This is a genomic window from Pseudomonas sp. FP603, from assembly GCF_030687415.1.
GTDB lineage: Bacteria > Pseudomonadota > Gammaproteobacteria > Pseudomonadales > Pseudomonadaceae > Aquipseudomonas > Aquipseudomonas wuhanensis.
The window spans coordinates 2958285-2974944 of sequence record NZ_CP117431.1 but is presented as its reverse complement, the minus strand read 5'-3'; the positions used below and the strand labels follow the sequence as shown (position 1 = coordinate 2974944).

Below are 16660 nucleotides of genomic sequence, written 5' to 3'. Positions count from 1 at the left end.
ACCATGCTCATGAGCACCAACAGCTACCTGGAGTTTTACCTCTCCCTGCTGGCCTGGATCATCAACAACGGTATCTGGAACGTCCTGTCCGATACTGGATTGTTCGCCGCGCCTTTCGGCGCGATCATCTTGCAAGAGTGGTTGTCGGCCCGTCAGCAAGGCGCGGATGAAGGCAACAAGGGATTGCTCTCTGTTCCTCGAATCGAGAACCGGCTTTGGTTGGCCTACATCGTCGTATTGTTCGGCTGCGCGCCAGTCTTTCCGCTAAACCTCGCCTCAATGGCGTTTAATGATGCAGCGAGCCAACGATGCGGTGTCAGTGTGGCCAAGCCAGCGGAAACCGCCTGGGGGATCACTTTCAACACCATCGGCGAACGCTCTGCCAACGTGCCTATCTGGTGGTTTCTGGTGCATGCCTTGAGCAAAGGGGTGACTGCAGCGGCCACCGCCTCCATTCCTTGCGCACCGGATATCCGGCAGATGCGCATGGAGATCGACAGTTCGCGCATCGACAGTCAGGTTCTGCTGCAGGAAGTCGCCGATTTTACTCGCGACTGCTACGGCTATTCCCGTTCTCGGCTGTTCACCAATCGTCCTCAGTTGGACAAGGCACAAAGTCATGATGCGTCCTGGATCGGCTCAAGCTATTTTCTCGACACTCCGGGCTACTACGACACTGATCGCTCACGGACACCGCGAGTCAGTTGGCCCTACGATGAAACCCGCGATGTTTCCTTGCCTCGGCTGGAGAATGGCGCAGGCTACCCCACCTGCAAACAGTGGTGGAATGACGGCGGTGTCGGGTTGCGAGCGCGCTTGATCGAGCAAGTCGATCCTTCGCTACTGACTCAGCTGAAAGGTTGGTTGACTGGCCGTTCGAGCAACGAGATCGAGGATGCCACCCTGCGCGAACTGGTCAGTCCGCACCAACAATCGATGTCCATGTCGCCCGGACAGGTGTATCAAGACTATGGCTCCAGTGCTCGCGGCGGGTCGATCAATCAGGGGCTCAATAACCTGGCCACCAACACTGGGCTGGCTCTCGGCTCCTTCAGCAACTTCCCGGCGATGAACGCGCTACGCGCCGCTCTACCGATGGTGCAGGCTTTTCTGATCATGGGCGTCATCATCAGCTTGCCGCTGATCCTGCTGGTCAGTACCTACCAGCTAAAGACCGTCATGACGGTGACGTTCGCGCTGTTCACGCTGCACATGCTGACCTTCTGGTGGGAATTGGCCCGCTGGGTCGACTCCAGTATGCTCGATACCTTGTACAACCAGGTGTCGGCGTCCAATCAGGTGCTGCTGTCGCTGCCCACGTCCGGTTTTATGGACGGAACCGTCACGGCGCAGGTGATTGAGTATGTGATGGGGGCGATGTTCTTGGTTCTGCCAGGACTATTTCTAGTTGCCATGAGCTGGGCAGGCTACTCAATTGGTAGCAGCATTGAAGGGATGCTAGGAAGTGCGAGCAAGGCAGCGCATGGCGCGGCAGGCAAAGGCACAGATCAGCTGATGGGAGCTACGAAAAGGATCATCTAAGGTCACTGGTCGATGATTTGGAATGCCCGATGTAATGGCCGTTGTCGTCGTAATTGCCTAGATAGGAGTTGGCCCCTAAAAAGTCTGGACCTGGATCATTGCCTTCAAGATCTGAGTCAATAGCAGTCTTGGACACCAGAAGACCAATTACAGCAATCATCGTCACCACAGAAGCGACCAACCAGAAACCGATAAAAAGCAACCCAAGGACCAATGCCAGCTTCGTAACCAGAAAGCCCCCACGAACCAATAGCCCACCCGCAGGTATACCTGTCGCCACCGCACGTTTAGCTACGCGGGATTCAAATCCTTTCCACTTGCGATAACCACGTTTTGCGGACATACCAAATGCATATGCCCAGCGGTGCGCGCGGGAAATTTGAACTGGCTGCTGAGCCGGCATGATTGCGCCCTCTTCTGAGCGTATTCCTTTGGAAATCGAGACTACAGCCTACTACTGAAAATCACCCATGCTTAACCGTTTATCAGCTTGTTCGGTCGAAAAACTCTTCACTGGAAGACAGAAGACGCAGCTCGTGCACCAGCGCCTCTATGGCCGTTGACCCATCCATATCATCCAGCTACATAGAGGGTACGGATCGCTGTTATCGACAGCACCTTCCCAGGTAGCCAGAGCCTTTAAAGCTACGTCACTCCGGTGATGGTTCCCCCAAGTGCGATTAGCGTTCGGTGGCTCGCACGGTCACGTTTCACGGTGATGAACGCCTACTGCTCTCCCGAGCGTCTTTCGAGCTCGGCTCGTCCTAACCCCTCTTGTTTTTCTTCAACCCACCGCGGGGAAATTTTTCCCCTATGGGACAGGTTTCTTCGCGCTATCAACGGAGGCACACCATGTCCGACTCACTCACACCCGAAGCACTGAACACTCTGCGCTTGCCCGTTGTGTTCACTCCAGACGCGTGGCAACACGCAGTATTGCTCGATGATTCGAATCATCCTGAAAAACTGCAGCTCGATAGGCTGAGCAACATCGTACGCGCAGCCTTCAAAGCTCATCTGGCCGATCCAAACGCACCCTACGTGGTGTTTGAGGTAGCGAAGTTCGTCTCAGTGAGTGATGCAGATCATGAACCATTGCTGCGACTGAGTCTCAGCCTACTTCAGGCATCAGACCAACCTAACGTTTTACTGATAGCGCTTGCGGAAGAGCAGCAACGCTAAACGCAAACGGCCATACCCGGCCACTGATTCAACTCAGGCTATACGCAGTCCTGAACCAATCCAATCAACACCCACCGGGGAACCCTCCCCGACGGGCAAGGCGTTCCTCGGGTTTTTCGAGGAAAATGCCATGCGCAATATCTACCAAGACGTGACAGACAAGATCGTTACCGCGTTAGACCAAGGCGTAGCGCCCTGGATCAAACCCTGGTCCTCAAGTGGCTCAGCTGACGTCGGTCATCACCAACCCTACCCCATCAACGCCATCACCCAGCGTCCCTATTCGGGCATCAATTTACCGCTGCTCTGGACTGAGGCTAGGTTGCAGGGGTTCACTCAAGATCGCTGGCTGACCTTCAACCAAGCCAAAAAAGCCGGCGGGCACATCCGTAAGGGTGAGCACAGCACTCTGGCCGTGCTCTACAAGCCGATGGAGCGCGAGGAACAGACCGAGTCAGGACAACCCGTACTCGATGAAAACGGTCAGCCCAAGGTCGCTCACTTTGGCATTCTCAGGACGCATTTTCTTTTCAACATCGAGCAAACGGAGGGGCTCGAAACGCTCAACGAAACTTTGCTCGAGGCGGAACCGAGCGATCCTGTCTTCCCCAACGCTGCTGCAGAAAGTTTGTTGCTAAGTTCGGGCGCAAATATCATTCATCGTTTTTCCGACGAAGCCTTCTACCACCCGATCAGGGATCTCATCCAACTGCCGACAAAAGCGCAGTTTCACGATCAAGGTGGGTACTACGCCACCGCACTTCACGAGCTGACGCACTGGACTGGACACCACTCTCGGTTGCAGCGTGAAGGCGTGACCTCACCTTGCCCATTCGGCTCGCCAGACTATGCATTTGAAGAGTTGATCGCCGAAATGGGTGCCGCCTTTTTATGTGGCTACGCCGGCATACAGGGGGAGCTTCGGCACGAGGGCTATATCGACTCCTGGCTCGGCCTGCTCAAGGCTGACAACCGCGCGATTTTCCGCGCCAGTGGCCAGGCCCGGTGCGCTTCGGAGTATGTGCTCAACCTGGAGCAGCAACGGAAGCAGAGGGTAATGGATGACTCGCGATGCATGTACGATGGAGCTTGATCGTCATCTCACCGCTGCACACGCTTCATAGGGTCCAACACGAGTTGGACCCTTTTTCTATGCCCAGAAAAATCTCCACACTGCGGAGCTCTGACGCAAAGAACATGAGGTAATCCCGTAACTGCAGTACGCCGCTACGTATCCAGATTCTCCGCCAGGTAATCCACCAGCTCGAGTGGACTTCGGCTGTCGATCACCTTGTAGATCAGATCACGTTTGCTGCGCGGTAGCTTCTTGACCACGCTCTTCGCCGAGGCCCTGACGGCTTCGTCTGTTCCATGGATACGTGCCGCGAGCAGCAGCACGAGCGTGGCATCGGTGAGGTTCATGGCAAGACCCGATAAAATTCGCACCGCAGTGTACCGACACTTTCCTTTTTCGTACCAGCATGCGCATCCATTAAAACGGCACCAGGACAAATCGATATTCCGATTGCCGCACAAAGGGAAACGCGTCAAAAGGACGGGTAAGGGTTGGAAGGGAATGGGGAGTCAAGGGTAAGAGCCCTATCCGAAAAGGCTAAAAGGCCACTAACTCTGGCAGTTGCCGGGAGGACCATGATGCTCAGTCTGTTTCGGCACAAAAGGCAAAAGCCTCCTCCGCCACCCACCGTAAACGTCGCCGATGGGTACCTGCCCATCGAATCGCCCCAGAGCTTGTTAGCAGCCGAGCATCGCCGCCAGTTGCTTGATCGCATTTGGCAGTACACCGCCCTCTCCCATCCGCAATTCGGCCAGCTCTATTTAAATCCGATCCATCGATACGCCAAGCTGGTCCAGCAGCTTCCAGCCAGCGAGACGCACCACCATGCTTATCTTGGCGGCATGCTCGACCATGGGTTGGAGCTGGTCGCTTGTAGTTTGAAATTGCGTCAGTCGTATCTGCTTCCCACCGGCGCCGCGCCGGAAGACCAAGCCGCCCAGACTGACGCTTGGTCCGCTGGCATCGCCTATGGCGCGTTGCTTCATGACATCGGCAAGATCGCCGTGGACCTGCTGGTCGAACGCCAGGATGGCCGTGTTTGGCATCCTTGGCAGGGCGCCTTGGATCAGCCCTACCGTTTTTGCTATGTCAAAGGTCGCGACTATCACCTGCACGGCGCCGCTGCAGGTTTGCTCTACACCCAGATTCTCGACCGACCTATCTTGGATTGGCTCAGTGGATTTCCTTCGCTGTGGGCCAGCCTGCTGTATGTCTTGGCCGGCCAATACGAACGCGCCGGCGTGCTGGGCCAGTTGGTGATTCAAGCGGACCGTGTTTCCACTGCGCAGAACATCGGCGGCAACCCGAACAAGGCGCTGCAAGCGCCGATTCATTCGCTGCAACATCACTTGATCAGCGGACTGCGTCATCTGGTCCAGCACGAGCTGAAACTCAACCAGCCAGGTGCCGCAGCATGGCTGACTCAGGACGCGCTGTGGCTCGTCAGCAAGACGGTCACCGACAAGCTGCGAGCCTATCTGTTGTCGCAATCGATTGAGGGCATCCCCTCCTCCAATCTCGCCGTGTTCGACGAACTCCAGTCACATGGACTGGTCGAGTCCACGCCGGAAGGCAAAGCCATCTGGACCGCGCTTGTCGCGCAAGGCAACTGGCAGCAGAATTTCACTTTTCTGCGACTTCAACCCGCGTTGATTTGGGGGAGCGAAGACCGGCCCGAGGCTTTCAACGGAACGGTGAGTATTACAACCCATGACCACTCGACTGACACCCCGGTACCAATACCAGCACCCCACACAGTCAATGCAGGATTAGATCAAAGTCAGCCGCAGCCGGATACCTTGGCACTAGAGGATGTCGATTACCTCGGCACGCTGCTGGACATGTTCGAATTGAAAGAGCCTGAGGCCAGAGACGCACTGTCAGAAAGTGCTGTCGAAACTTCAACGCTTCAATCGGATAGCCCAGGCCAGGCATTCCTCAGTTGGGTCAAGGAAGGCATCCTGAGCCACAAGCTGATCATCAATGACAGCAAGGCCAAAATCCATACGGTGAGCGGCACTGTGTTCCTGGTCACGCCTGGCCTTTTTCAGCGCTACGTTCAGGAGTTTCCGGGCATCTCACTGAGGGCCGATTCCGCAGGTGAGGAATGGCGATGGGTGCAGAAGCAATTCGAAAAACTGAAAACCCACCTAAAGCGTGATGATGGTTTGAACATCTGGATCTGTCAGGTGGAAGGTCCAAGAAAAAAAGGAACCCTCAAAGGCTATTTGTTAGAAAATCCAGCACTCTTATTCGAAGCTGGGCCGGTACCTGCCGATAATCCTTTCCTTAAAGTGGAAAAAGCATAAACGTCCGAAGCCTCCCAAAAAGAGCTCAACATGCAGAGTCAACGCTGGCACACCCGCCACTGAACTGTACTCTTGCCGCCTCTCAGTAGCCCATAATGTTCAATGATGAACTTGATGCAGTAAGCACCGCACAGCACCATTTTCCAGGTAGTGCGTCAGCGCTACCCAGCGTTTAATACTGTAATCCAGAGTCTTGGACATAGCCGAGCCCTCGGGTACACGTTCGCGTTGGGCCGGCATCCACTCATGAAGTTTTTCAGCGATGGGCGCTGCTGTTTCATGGCGTAATCGCCACCTGTCTTCGCCGCTCATTTCCTTAGCGTGTCGCTCGACTTCGTACAGCCCGCCAATCGAGCGAAGCGCCTGCTCCGCCCACTGGCTTTTGTTCTCCACGTGGTCGTAGAACTTGCGCCGAGTATGCGCCATACAGCCGATTTCGGAGATGCCCAACTCGAAGCTGGCCTTGTAGCCGGCGAGTCATCACAAATTACTTTTCGTTGCATGTGCCCAGGAAGTTACGCGCATGTTCGCCGACACAACTGGGGTTGAAGTCGTAGACCACAGCCTTAAGTGCCGAGAATGGCGTGCTGCTGTAGGCCCAGACCTAAGCGCGGTAGGTTTTCCTCTCTCCTGGAGCCAGCATTTGTACCGGTGTTTCATCGGCGTGGACTACGCGCTGGGCCAGCACTGCTTCGCGCAGCGCATCGACCAGCGACTGAAGCTGCACGCCGGATTGACCCACCCACTGCGCCAGTGTCGAGCGCGGGATACCGACGCCATCATGTACCAGCACTTTCACACGGTTGGCCCGGCGGCTGGAAAGAGATCGGCGCAGTGCCGCTTCGCCGCATCGAATACCGCGACCACTCTGGCCAATGCGCTCTCCGTGCCGGCACGCCATATTACATTTCCGCCATCTGGGGCTTCCCATTGGAGTGTGGTACCAGCCCTACCCATGTTCAAGGCAATTCGCCAGCATTGGTCTATCCTTGCTTTCTCACGGTATTTCATGGAGAGATCTCAATGACTGGCGTTCAAGAGTTGGGCGAGGAAGATGTACCTGTTGTTGACGCATTTGAAGGCTGGCTTGGCGAGAGAAACCGCTGGTTGCAAACAGCAGCCAAGAATCTCATTGAAACCAAAAAGCCTCCAACGGATGACCAGGTCGCGGAGCTGGCTCGGCTCTGTATCACCGAATCAAAAAAAGGCGAAGATCCTGGCTTCGGCACAGTGACACCCGGCTCTCTGGCTCTTGCCGCCAACCGCCCAGCCATCCGTATAGACGGCATAACAGATGTCTATGGGCTGAATGCGGTGAAATCAGGAGCAGCACTACCCTTTTGTGCTGGTAACATAACCGTTTTCTATGGTCAGAACGGCTCAGGAAAAAGTGGGTACGCACGACTACTCAAACAAGCTTGTGGCTCAAGATCAAAAGACGAGATTCACCCCAATGTGTTTGTCGAAGAGCCGGAGGCTTGCCGAGCGACTTTTCAAATCTCCGTAGGAGGACAGGTAGGAAAAATCCCGTGGACACTTGCAGATGGTGCGGACGCAAGGCTTCGCCACGCCCAGATTTTTGACTCCAAAACGGCTGCCCACTACATGGGTAAAAATGAGGCCAGCTACGAGCCTAGTCAAATGAGGTTCGTATCATCATTAATTGCCATATCAGACCGTGTTAACCAGCACCTGACAGCTTCGAAAAACGCCTTGGTCAGTACATTACCCCGATTCCCTGTAGACCTGGTAGCCACTGAAGAAAGTAAGTGGCTAGCAGGTCTGAAGCCGACAACCACCACGGCAACCATTGATAAAGCTTGTCAGTACACCCAAGAGCAGGATGCTGAGCGAATTGCTATCGAAGGCGCGCTGGCACAGAAAGACGTTGCAGGAAGACTGGCCTTAATTAACAAAGAAAAACTGGGACTGGTAACCGTAGAGCAGGCCACGAATCAATTCAAGGAAAAGCTCTCCGTCGAGGCGGCGCAGGCCATCGTGGGGGCTCACTCTGATGCGAAATTGAAGCGACAGGCTGCTCAGAAATTCTCTCAACAACTTTTTGCTGAAAGCCCACTTGAAGGGGTTGGTGAGGCCACATGGCAGCAGCTGTGGACTCAAGCACGGCTATTCTCTCAAACTCACGCCTATCCCGGACAACCATTCCCTGTTATCGGAGAAGGAGCCAGGTGTGTACTTTGTCAGCAGGATCTCAACGAGGATGCCAGCGAAAGACTAAGGCACTTTGAGCAGTTCGTGACAGAGGGACTAGAGCTCGCCGCCAAGCAAGCAGAAGACAAGCATAAAGGGCTTATCCGTGCCCTACCTCAGTCGCCAAAAGAGCAAGATTGGTTGGCTCACATGGCTCTGCTCAAGCTGGAGCAACAGAAGGCCATTGACCTGCACATAGCCTTGGTTAAAAGGCGCAGCGATCTCGATACCGCGGACCAAATCGGAAGTGTTGCCGCATTCGACTGGTCACTGGTAAATCAAGCACTAGCCGAGCAAAACGAGTTATTGACCAACGAAGAGAAATCGCTGAACGATCTGTTGCAAGACGGCAAGCGGCAGCAGATGGAGGAGCGACTCCTTAGGCTGAGAGCCATGCAGTGGCTGTCGCAAAACAAGCCAATCATCTTGATTGAACGAGACCGGCTGCTGGCAGTTGATCAGTACGGAAAAGCAATTCGGCTGGCAGCGACAAATACTTTGACGACGAAGAACAATGAGCTGGCGAAATCTGAAGTGGAAGCTGGCTATCAGACACGCTTTGCTCAAGAACTCAAACTACTAGGCGGCTCAAGGCTCCCCGTAGCCCCTCAGAGCAAGACGGTCGGTAAGGGAAGAACGACTTTTGGGCTAGCGCTCGTTGGTGCAAAAGGAGCACGTCCCCCGGAGCAGATTCTTAGTGAAGGTGAAACTCGGATTGTCGCGCTTTCGGCTTTCCTAGCGGACATAACCGGCTCAAACCAGGTAGCCCCATTCATCTTTGACGATCCTATCTCTTCACTTGACCAAGACTTTGAGGAACGGGTTGTCGCACGCCTCGTCGACCTTGCGCAGACCCGCCAAGTAATCATTTTCACTCACAGGTTGTCTCTGGTCACGCTGCTGGACAATGCCGTGAAAAAAATCAAAGAGCACCCGGATCTTCCGGACATAGTACATGAGGTTCAGACCCTTCGGCGCATGGACAAAATCTCCGGAATTCTGACCGGGCAAAGTGCTCGCGACTCAAAGCCCCAAAAAGCTATCAACAAGTTGCTGAATGAATCGTTACAAAAGCTCAAGAGGCATCAAGCAGAGGGCGAAGCGGAAAACTATGATCTTATGGCCAAAAGTGTCTGCAGCGATTTCCGAATAATCGTGGAGCGCACCGTGGAGGTGGTCATGCTAAACAGCGTCGTGCTGCGATTCCGTAGAGAAGTGATGACCAAAGGGCTTCTCAGGCAGGTCAGCAATGTCACCCAAGAAGATTGCGATCTGATCGATGATCTAATGACTAGGTATTCGGTATATGAGCACTCCCAAGCGGATGATCTTCCAGCCGTTCCACCCGAGTTGGCGCAACTTGAAGCTGACATGAGATCCCTTGCGGACTGGATGGAGGGATACTCAAAACGAGTTGCGTGATCCCGCTCACCTAAGTCAGTCATGAGAATAATTTCGTGGCTGACCATCCTGGGCAAATTTTAGGACTTTCAACCTGGGGATCCACTGCTCATCTGCAGCGACGACGATTACGTCTAGGTTATGGAAACCCCTTCACTCTCGAATAAGTATTCCCGCTGATGATGCTTTGGATTTGGTCGACTCTCGCCCCTGTTCTCTTAGCAATCTCTTGCGGGCAATGGCTGGTGGCTAAGTCACGAATGGCCGTGATTTGGAGTATTGAAAGGCGGTCTGAACGGCTGCATATCTGGGCGGCGGCCCAAGTCTCGTCCTGCCACCTGTCGGCGATAGTTATGGGAGGAAGGCTTTTCCCTTGATGGCCAGTGAGCCACGCATCCACGGCACCGTCTCGCTCATCCGGTGTAGCAATTACTCCGTCATTGAGTATTGAATGTTCCCTAAGGTATCGGAGACCAGCCTTGCCACCTGGGATCATGTTGAGCCTTCGCTCATCATCCCAGTGTCCCTCGATCAAAAATTTCTCAGTGTTGTAGAGTTTATCCAGGTCGTCCGTGATCGCCATCACCTTATGATGGATGTAAGTAATCCTTCCTGCTTCCCTCTCCTCTCTAAATTTTTGATGAAAATGTAGATTGCTTCCCTTCTCCGCTGCTCGAAGATGTTCAGCCAACCGGGTTTGCCATCGTCGCTTGGTTATCCCCACATAGAAGAAACCATCGTCGGGATAGGAATTACCCATTCCAAAAATATGCTGATAAAGCGCGTACGCTTTGTCAGGCCATCGTTCGGGTGAGAGCAGGTAGTGTGCTGGAATGGTAAAAATAATGCTTGGAGCCTTGACTCCCGGAACGTGTGCTTCGAGTCGAAGTTCTTTGGCTGCACTGATGAGCGCCTCGTCGCTCACTATATCCAGCCGGATCAAAGGTCCTATAGCTATTTCGCCTTCAGCAAGAGGGCGCCCAGAAGCAAAGTCGCGCGCGCCCACGAACCTATGCCCAACCCTCACTGGTTGCTGGGGGACAATGAAAATTGGTCGGCTACCGAGAGCGACTAGGTGCACTACGGGAATAAGTTGGCCGGGAAGAAGCCTAAGTGCTTGTCCTGAGATTCGAGCAACCTTCAGCCAGTGGCGCCCATAATCAGTGTTACACCAGCCCGACAGTAGCTGCTCCACTTCAACTAATCGACGATGCATCGATTTGGGAGCCAAATGCTGCCACCAAAGGCGATTCAATCTTATCGTCACGCTCTGTGGCCTCTGAGTTAAGTTATGGGCGATTTCCGCCTATGCGTGGTGATTCCTTGCTCTTAGGGGGCAAGCCAAGCCAGCTTCTGACACCGACGTAAAAAATTAACTTGAGGGTAAAGATGATTCCTGGGCTCGCACGCGGTCAGCTTCCGGCGAACTAACCTAGCACCATGTCACAACGCCGCCCTACTGCTTATGTTGATGAACTCCAAAGGATCCATCTCTAGGCACTTTCTTCCTCTGCCTGGAAGACCTCGATGAGCTTCTGATTGTAGTCATCAAGGTAGCTTTGAAGCCCATCCCGGTCGATTAGCCGCACGCCCGCCGTGCTGGCCAACTCTTTCGCTGATTTCGTGTAGTAGGAGTTCGTGACGACCATGGCCTCGTCACACCCGTAGAAGGCTTTAGCAGAGATGGCCTGCTGCACAGCAGCATTGCCTACAGAGCCAGAGTAATTCTTAGCCTGGATGACCATGTTTTTACCGAAGCGGGTAACAAAAAGGTCGGCGCCCTGATCAGCAGTCTTCTTGGTCTCTTTGACGTCATAGCCGATGGTCTGAAAGATCTCAACCAGAAAGGCTTCGAACTGAAATCCGTCCATGGCATCCACCAGGTACATGGTGATGAATTGGTTCGGATTGAAATGCTCCAGCTGAGACCCCAGTCGCTCGACGAGAATGTCGAAATAAATCTCCTCGCAGAGGCTCAGACCGTTTCGAAAAACCTGTAGTGAAAGAAGTGGTATGCCAGATGTGGAGGCAGCCTGGGGGTTGAATTGGACATTGGGAAAAGCAACATCATTTTCCCAAAGGTAGTAGTAGAACAGGGCCAAGTCAGACCTAAACGTTGTCCCGGCCTCTTCAATCCAAGAGCGCAAGGTGTCGGCCAGGTCAGCTCGAATGTGGCGGGTCAGCTCTCTCGAGAAACCCAGATAGACCGAGTTGAAGGCGGTTGTTTGCAGCAGCTTATCCATGAGAGATGGAAGCCCTTCAAGCTCGTCAAAGCCTTTGCGAATCAAAACCTCCCTGAAAAGCTCCCTCTCGCTGTACACACCATCCAAGCGTGGGCCTGGCACGCCCGCGTCATCACTACTACTCGCACTCTCGCGGGTCGTGTGAATGAAATTTGTGAAGTATGGATGCTTCAACTCCGCATATTTTCTCAAGACGTTGTTCAGAAGATCGTTGAGCTGGGCTTGCTCTTTCTTCTTACCGAAGAAGTCTTGAATCAAGCCTTTGGATCGGTATTGAAAATCGGGGTAGAACGAAGGATCCAGCGGAGTGAGGTGCCGCAAAGTAAGCTCCGATGACGGCGAAACCTGGGAGCCCATGCACCATGGGCATGCCGTCTCGAAGGTAGTCCTGCTGCATCCATTGCATTGGTAAATCATTGTACCAACCCCTGTCCTAAGTCATCGCGCGGGCTCGCACGTAATCTTGCAGCGAACATAGCTCAGTGCCATCTGCGCGTCCATTGAGACTACCCTGGGCAAGCAACTCGTCCTCATTCAAATCTCTTAACTGCTAATGAAAGCCAGCTGTCACGACCGGAGTAGTCTCAGTACGCCACGCCCCGAGTGGTTGACAACCAAGAGAAAATGCACAAAAATGTCGGTTGACACTACTTAATATTTGCACGCTTTTCGGAGAGCCGAATGCCAGAATTCCAGCATCCAAGCGAGCTTGAGCCTAAGCTCAGCCGAGCCCACCTCGATGTCGTTTTCAATAATCTCTTGGACGCTGCGTATAAGGCACTGGAAGCCACTTCGACAGACGATGACACCAATTGGACACGAGGCGTTTTTCCTTATGGGCGCATCCATGGTCGCTTCATACGTCTTCAACGTGAGGGTAACCTCTCTTGGTTTCGGCTCGTCAACAAAACACTGGATTACACGGTCAGCGTCAATGGAATTTTGATGCAGTTCGTGACTGATGACCCTGACCTACGCAAGAAAGGACATCGTTTACAGAAGAACCAAGTTGAGCGATATCACGACAGCCTTCTCGGGCCATCCAACGATGGCAACCTCACTTGGCGGGTATACGTAGATAGTGACCGCAACCCTGATGGGCCGACCCTGACAGTCTCAATCCTGGGTTTCGACACGAACCGGAATGTAATCTGCAAATGGGTTCACAACTACGAGCCTCTGGTCTCGGTTCGCACGACCGCACTGTCGCCAGTCGTTGAGATTGTTGACTCGCTACCAATCCGTCGCGACAAAGACGCCGCACAGACAGAAATGAAAGATACTGACTCGAAAGATGAATAACACGACAGGCCTTCTGCCTTGGGGTGACGAGTTTTCGCCCGACAAGCTCCGCCTCGCCAGGTGTGCGGCGGGGCGATCCCTTGCTGAGATTGGTGAGCTACTTGGCGTTACCAGGCAGTACGCGCACAAACTTGAGGTCAACGCGATACCCTCCCCCAATCAACTGGAGCGGCTTTGCGAAGTCCTGCGTGTTGAAGAAAACTTTTTCTTTGCCCCCCGAAAAAGTGGCGTCGAGCTAGAGCAATGCCATTTTCGGAGCGTTCGAACTTCGACCCTAACTCTCAAAAAAACCATCGCCGCCCAAGTGGAAATGTTCGAGTTGCTGGTTGATGAGCTGGACAAAGAGGTCGCATTTCCTATCGTGGACTTCGCTGCCCTTGATGAACCTGTCACCGGTGCAGGCAAGATTGAATTAGTAGCAGAGCGATTTCGCAGAGAACAAGGATTAGGCTTAGGCCCACTCTCGAATGTGACAAAATTAGCAGAGAAGATTGGCGTTCTGGTGGTCAACCTTGCAGAGGCTGATGACCGAGTTGATGCTTTTTCTCTCTTTAACAAGCGTCCTTTAATTGTTCGCAATACATCCAAGGCCAACCCTGGAAGGCAACGGTTTGACCTGGCTCATGAGCTCGGCCATCTAGTCATGCACCAAGGGATCGAGACAGGGTGTCGGGAAACTGAGGAACAAGCTAACCAGTTCGCCAGCGCACTCTTGATGCCACGAGCAAGCTTCGCAGCCGAATTCCCAACTATGAGAGGGAAGTACCTAAACTGGACAGCGCTCAAAGAGCTAAAGCTTCGTTGGAAAGTTAGCTTCAAGGCATTAATCTATCGGGCTCGTGCGCTGGATCTGCTAACTGCCGATCAAGCGAAGAGCGCCTTTACCTACCTCGCGCGTAAAGGGTTTACGAAAAGCGAAGAGTTTGACGAGTTGATTCCGATGGAGTCCCCCCTCCTCGTTCAGCGCGCAATCGACTTACTGGACTATACGACTTGGAATCGTGTGCTTGCTGCTGCCGGCTTGAGCACGGAGATGGTGAAGAATCAGTTCATGTTAAACGTACCTATCGCCCCTTTACGGTTAGTGAGCAATGCCCAACGCTAGGCCTCCGCCGCACCTCAGGCATCGTGATGTCCACGCATTCAGGGTGTGCCCGAGCTAGATAGTCCCAAGCAAGGCGACATCCGTTATCGCAGCACGAAGACAGCATCTCAGCTTGAACTCAGCGCACTGCAAACGATTCGTGCGGTCCCGTCGAAATTTGCCATATTGAGCACATCGATTGGCGCGCGACCTTTTAATCGCTCATGAGGCTTACAAAGGGCGCCATAAAGCCTCCACGCATCGACATCCGGAAATTGCGCTAACGCCGCAAGCACCAACTTGTGCCGCAGTGGATCAAGCTGCCAATCGGGAATACGCTGACCGCGATTCCCGAGGCTCAGAGACAGTAGGCGCCGAGCCTTGATATCGCGGTTGATCTGATCTCTGGATTTGCCTGCCAATTTGGCGAAGACAAGCAGCGGCAGATTACTCGAAGCTTCATAGGTGGCGAGCATCTCGGCGCGCTGACGTTGTATGTCTGATACCTGGGGTTCGCGCAGCTGTTCAGTCTGCGTTGGAGCTGGTAGGACCGGTGAATACTGAGCCGCGTTAAGGACCGGCTCGTTGCTGACGGATGTTTTGGAGGCTGGGACCGTCGTCGCTGGGAAGCCACTGTCGTACAGAACGGCGTTTGTGTTCGCGTTTTCCAACGAAGGTAACGAAGCTGCACCCTCTAAACGAATGGTAAGCGGAGAACTTGCCGCTTTCAGATGGCCCTGCCCCCACAGATCCAGACGGTTCGCCCAATCCTGCATCATCGTCCGGCGCTGCTCGACGTATTCCGCATGATTGTAGGCCGCACTCACCTTGTCCGGATCAGCATGAGAGAGCTGAGCATCCACCCATACCTTCGGGTATCCGATTTCGTTCAGCGCCGTCGAGATCGTCGCCCTCATCCCATGACCGGTGAGTTGATCGGCATACCCCATCCGGCGCAACGCGCCATTCAGCGTGTTCTCGCTGATGCGCTTGCTTAGGTCGCTTCGATGCGTAAACAAGTAACGTTGAGCGGGGACAACTTGATCCAACAAGTGACGCACTATCTCCAGCGCCTGAACCGACAACGGGACAATGTAGGGTGGTACATTTTGAATCTGCTTACCTGGCTTCCGCATAGCTAGCTGGAGTTGTTTCACCACTTCCGCCGGTATGACCCACAAACGCTTCTCCAGATCGAACTGGTCGGGTGTTGCCAACCGCAATTCGCCCGTGCGGACGCCGGTCAGCAGCAACAACCGAAGGCCAAGCCGAGTTTGGTTGGCGCCACCGTATTTTCGAAGAGCAGCCATCAATGCCGGCAGCTCGTCCATACGAAGAAATGGATTGTGCGTAACCGGAGGTTTGGGGAGTGCAACTACATCAAGGTCTGAAGCTGGGTTGTGTTCCAGCCCCTCGATCTTCACCAACGCATAGCGGAACAACTGATTGAACCAAGTCCGGCATTTTTCGGCGGTCGTTAAGGCCTTGCGCTGCTCAATCCTGCTCAGCAAATCCAACAGATCGTGACGATTGATATCGTAGATGGACCGCCCACCCAGCGTGGGCAGGACGTCTTTATTGAAGATTCTCAAGATTTGCGAGAGCGTGCTTTGCCGGCCTTCCTTCAGGCTCAATTTGCGAAACTCCACCCACTGATTGAACACGGCCTCGAAGGTATGCTCTGCCGCAAAACGAACAGCACGACGCTGTTGCTTACGGTGCTCATAGGGATTGATACCTTGGGCGACCAAGGCTCGCGCCTCATCACGTCGGGCACGGGCTTCTTTGAGGCTGATTTGCGGATAACTGCCGAGAGACATGCGCTTCTGCACGCCCGCCCAGTAGTACCTGAAACGCCAGATTTTTCCGCCGCGCGCCGTCACGTTGAGTGCAAGCCCATCCGTGTCGCCCATCGTGTAGTCATTGCCGGTGATTCGGGCTTGCCGAACGGTCGTATCCGAGAGTGCCATAGCGAGCTCCTGAACAGAGTCAGGGCCAGATGCTCGTCTCGCTATCCAAGCTGCTCCAGCAAAAAACCGATTCAGTGCACATCCAAATCCAAGATCCTCATTCGGGACTTAAATCGGGACTTAAAAGCACTGGATGGAGCTGGATTTCAGTGGTTCCCGCTGGAACGAAAAAAGGGCCTAAAGGCCCTTATTTCAATCACTTACAGAATTCAGTGGAACTCTGTAGCGCAATATTTGGAGCGGGAAACGAGACTCGAACTCGCGACCCCGACCTTGGCAAGGTCGTGCTCTACCAACTGAGCTATTCCCGCGTCTTGGTGAGGCGCATTCTATAGAATCCA

Annotated in this window: 12 protein-coding genes, 1 tRNA gene and 1 pseudogene; 7 read left to right on the top strand and 7 right to left on the bottom strand. The window is 53.9% G+C overall.

Annotation, left to right across the window (positions count from 1 at the left end; genetic code table 11):
• Positions 1-3 precede the first annotated feature (3 nt).
• Entirely contained in the window at positions 4-1542 is a 1539-nt protein-coding gene (locus PSH65_RS13885) for a conjugal transfer protein TraG N-terminal domain-containing protein (RefSeq protein WP_163854404.1), read from the top strand.
• Here the strand turns inward: PSH65_RS13885 and PSH65_RS13880 are convergent.
• Positions 1535-1945 carry a DUF3742 family protein gene (locus PSH65_RS13880; protein ID WP_163854405.1) on the bottom strand — a complete coding sequence of 137 codons (411 nt, stop codon included), beginning with the start codon at positions 1943-1945 and terminating at the stop codon, positions 1535-1537. The two genes, PSH65_RS13885 and PSH65_RS13880, sit on opposite strands and share 8 nt — an antisense overlap.
• Before the next feature lie 449 nt (positions 1946-2394).
• Here PSH65_RS13880 and PSH65_RS13875 point away from each other — a divergent pair, with 449 nt between their 5' ends.
• Positions 2395-2724 (top strand): hypothetical protein, encoded by a 330-nt coding sequence (locus tag PSH65_RS13875; protein WP_163854407.1) that lies wholly within the window; start codon positions 2395-2397, stop codon positions 2722-2724.
• Between the two features lie 130 nt (positions 2725-2854).
• Entirely contained in the window at positions 2855-3817 is a 963-nt protein-coding gene (locus tag PSH65_RS13870; RefSeq protein WP_163854408.1) for an ArdC family protein, read from the top strand.
• A gap of 134 nt (positions 3818-3951) precedes the next feature.
• On the opposite strand, the gene PSH65_RS13865 is transcribed toward PSH65_RS13870, so the two are convergent.
• Positions 3952-4146, bottom strand: coding sequence for a hypothetical protein (locus PSH65_RS13865; RefSeq protein ID WP_025214500.1), 195 nt, complete (start codon positions 4144-4146; stop codon positions 3952-3954).
• A gap of 231 nt (positions 4147-4377) precedes the next feature.
• Here PSH65_RS13865 and mobH point away from each other — a divergent pair, with 231 nt between their 5' ends.
• Positions 4378-6108, top strand: coding sequence for a MobH family relaxase (gene mobH / locus PSH65_RS13860; protein WP_305426987.1), 1731 nt, complete (start codon positions 4378-4380; stop codon positions 6106-6108).
• 102 nt (positions 6109-6210) lie between these two features.
• Here the strand turns inward: mobH and PSH65_RS13855 are convergent.
• Positions 6211-6880 (bottom strand): annotated as a pseudogene (locus tag PSH65_RS13855) (IS66 family transposase); the annotation flags it as partial.
• A gap of 251 nt (positions 6881-7131) precedes the next feature.
• Here PSH65_RS13855 and PSH65_RS13850 point away from each other — a divergent pair.
• On the top strand, positions 7132-9741 hold the full coding sequence (locus PSH65_RS13850; protein ID WP_163854409.1) for an AAA family ATPase: 2610 nt from the start codon (positions 7132-7134) through the stop codon (positions 9739-9741).
• 118 nt (positions 9742-9859) lie between these two features.
• Here PSH65_RS13850 and PSH65_RS13845 read toward each other — a convergent pair whose 3' ends face one another.
• Together PSH65_RS13845 and PSH65_RS13840 are read right to left on the bottom strand one after the other, a co-directional pair.
• Entirely contained in the window at positions 9860-10726 is an 867-nt protein-coding gene (locus PSH65_RS13845; RefSeq protein WP_305426678.1) for a hypothetical protein, read from the bottom strand.
• 487 nt (positions 10727-11213) lie between these two features.
• Positions 11214-12380: a restriction endonuclease gene (locus PSH65_RS13840; RefSeq protein WP_163854410.1), complete on the bottom strand. Its 1167-nt coding sequence runs from the start codon at positions 12378-12380 to the stop codon at positions 11214-11216.
• Between the two features lie 264 nt (positions 12381-12644).
• On the opposite strand from PSH65_RS13840, the gene PSH65_RS13835 reads away from it, so the two are divergent.
• The gene (locus PSH65_RS13835; protein ID WP_163854411.1) at positions 12645-13265 is read left to right on the top strand and encodes a hypothetical protein; all 621 of its coding nucleotides are present in this window, start codon (positions 12645-12647) and stop codon (positions 13263-13265) included.
• Complete coding sequence (locus tag PSH65_RS13830; RefSeq protein ID WP_305426676.1) at positions 13258-14370, top strand: XRE family transcriptional regulator; 1113 nt, start codon at positions 13258-13260, stop codon at positions 14368-14370. The genes PSH65_RS13835 and PSH65_RS13830 overlap by 8 nt, the downstream gene beginning before the upstream one ends.
• Before the next feature lie 107 nt (positions 14371-14477).
• On the opposite strand, the gene PSH65_RS13825 is transcribed toward PSH65_RS13830, so the two are convergent.
• Both PSH65_RS13825 and PSH65_RS13820 read right to left on the bottom strand, forming a co-directional pair.
• Positions 14478-16319, bottom strand: a complete 1842-nt coding sequence (locus tag PSH65_RS13825) for an integrase arm-type DNA-binding domain-containing protein (RefSeq protein ID WP_305426675.1) — start codon at positions 16317-16319, stop codon at positions 14478-14480.
• Between the two features lie 235 nt (positions 16320-16554).
• Positions 16555-16630, bottom strand: a tRNA-Gly gene (locus tag PSH65_RS13820).
• Positions 16631-16660 lie beyond the last annotated feature (30 nt).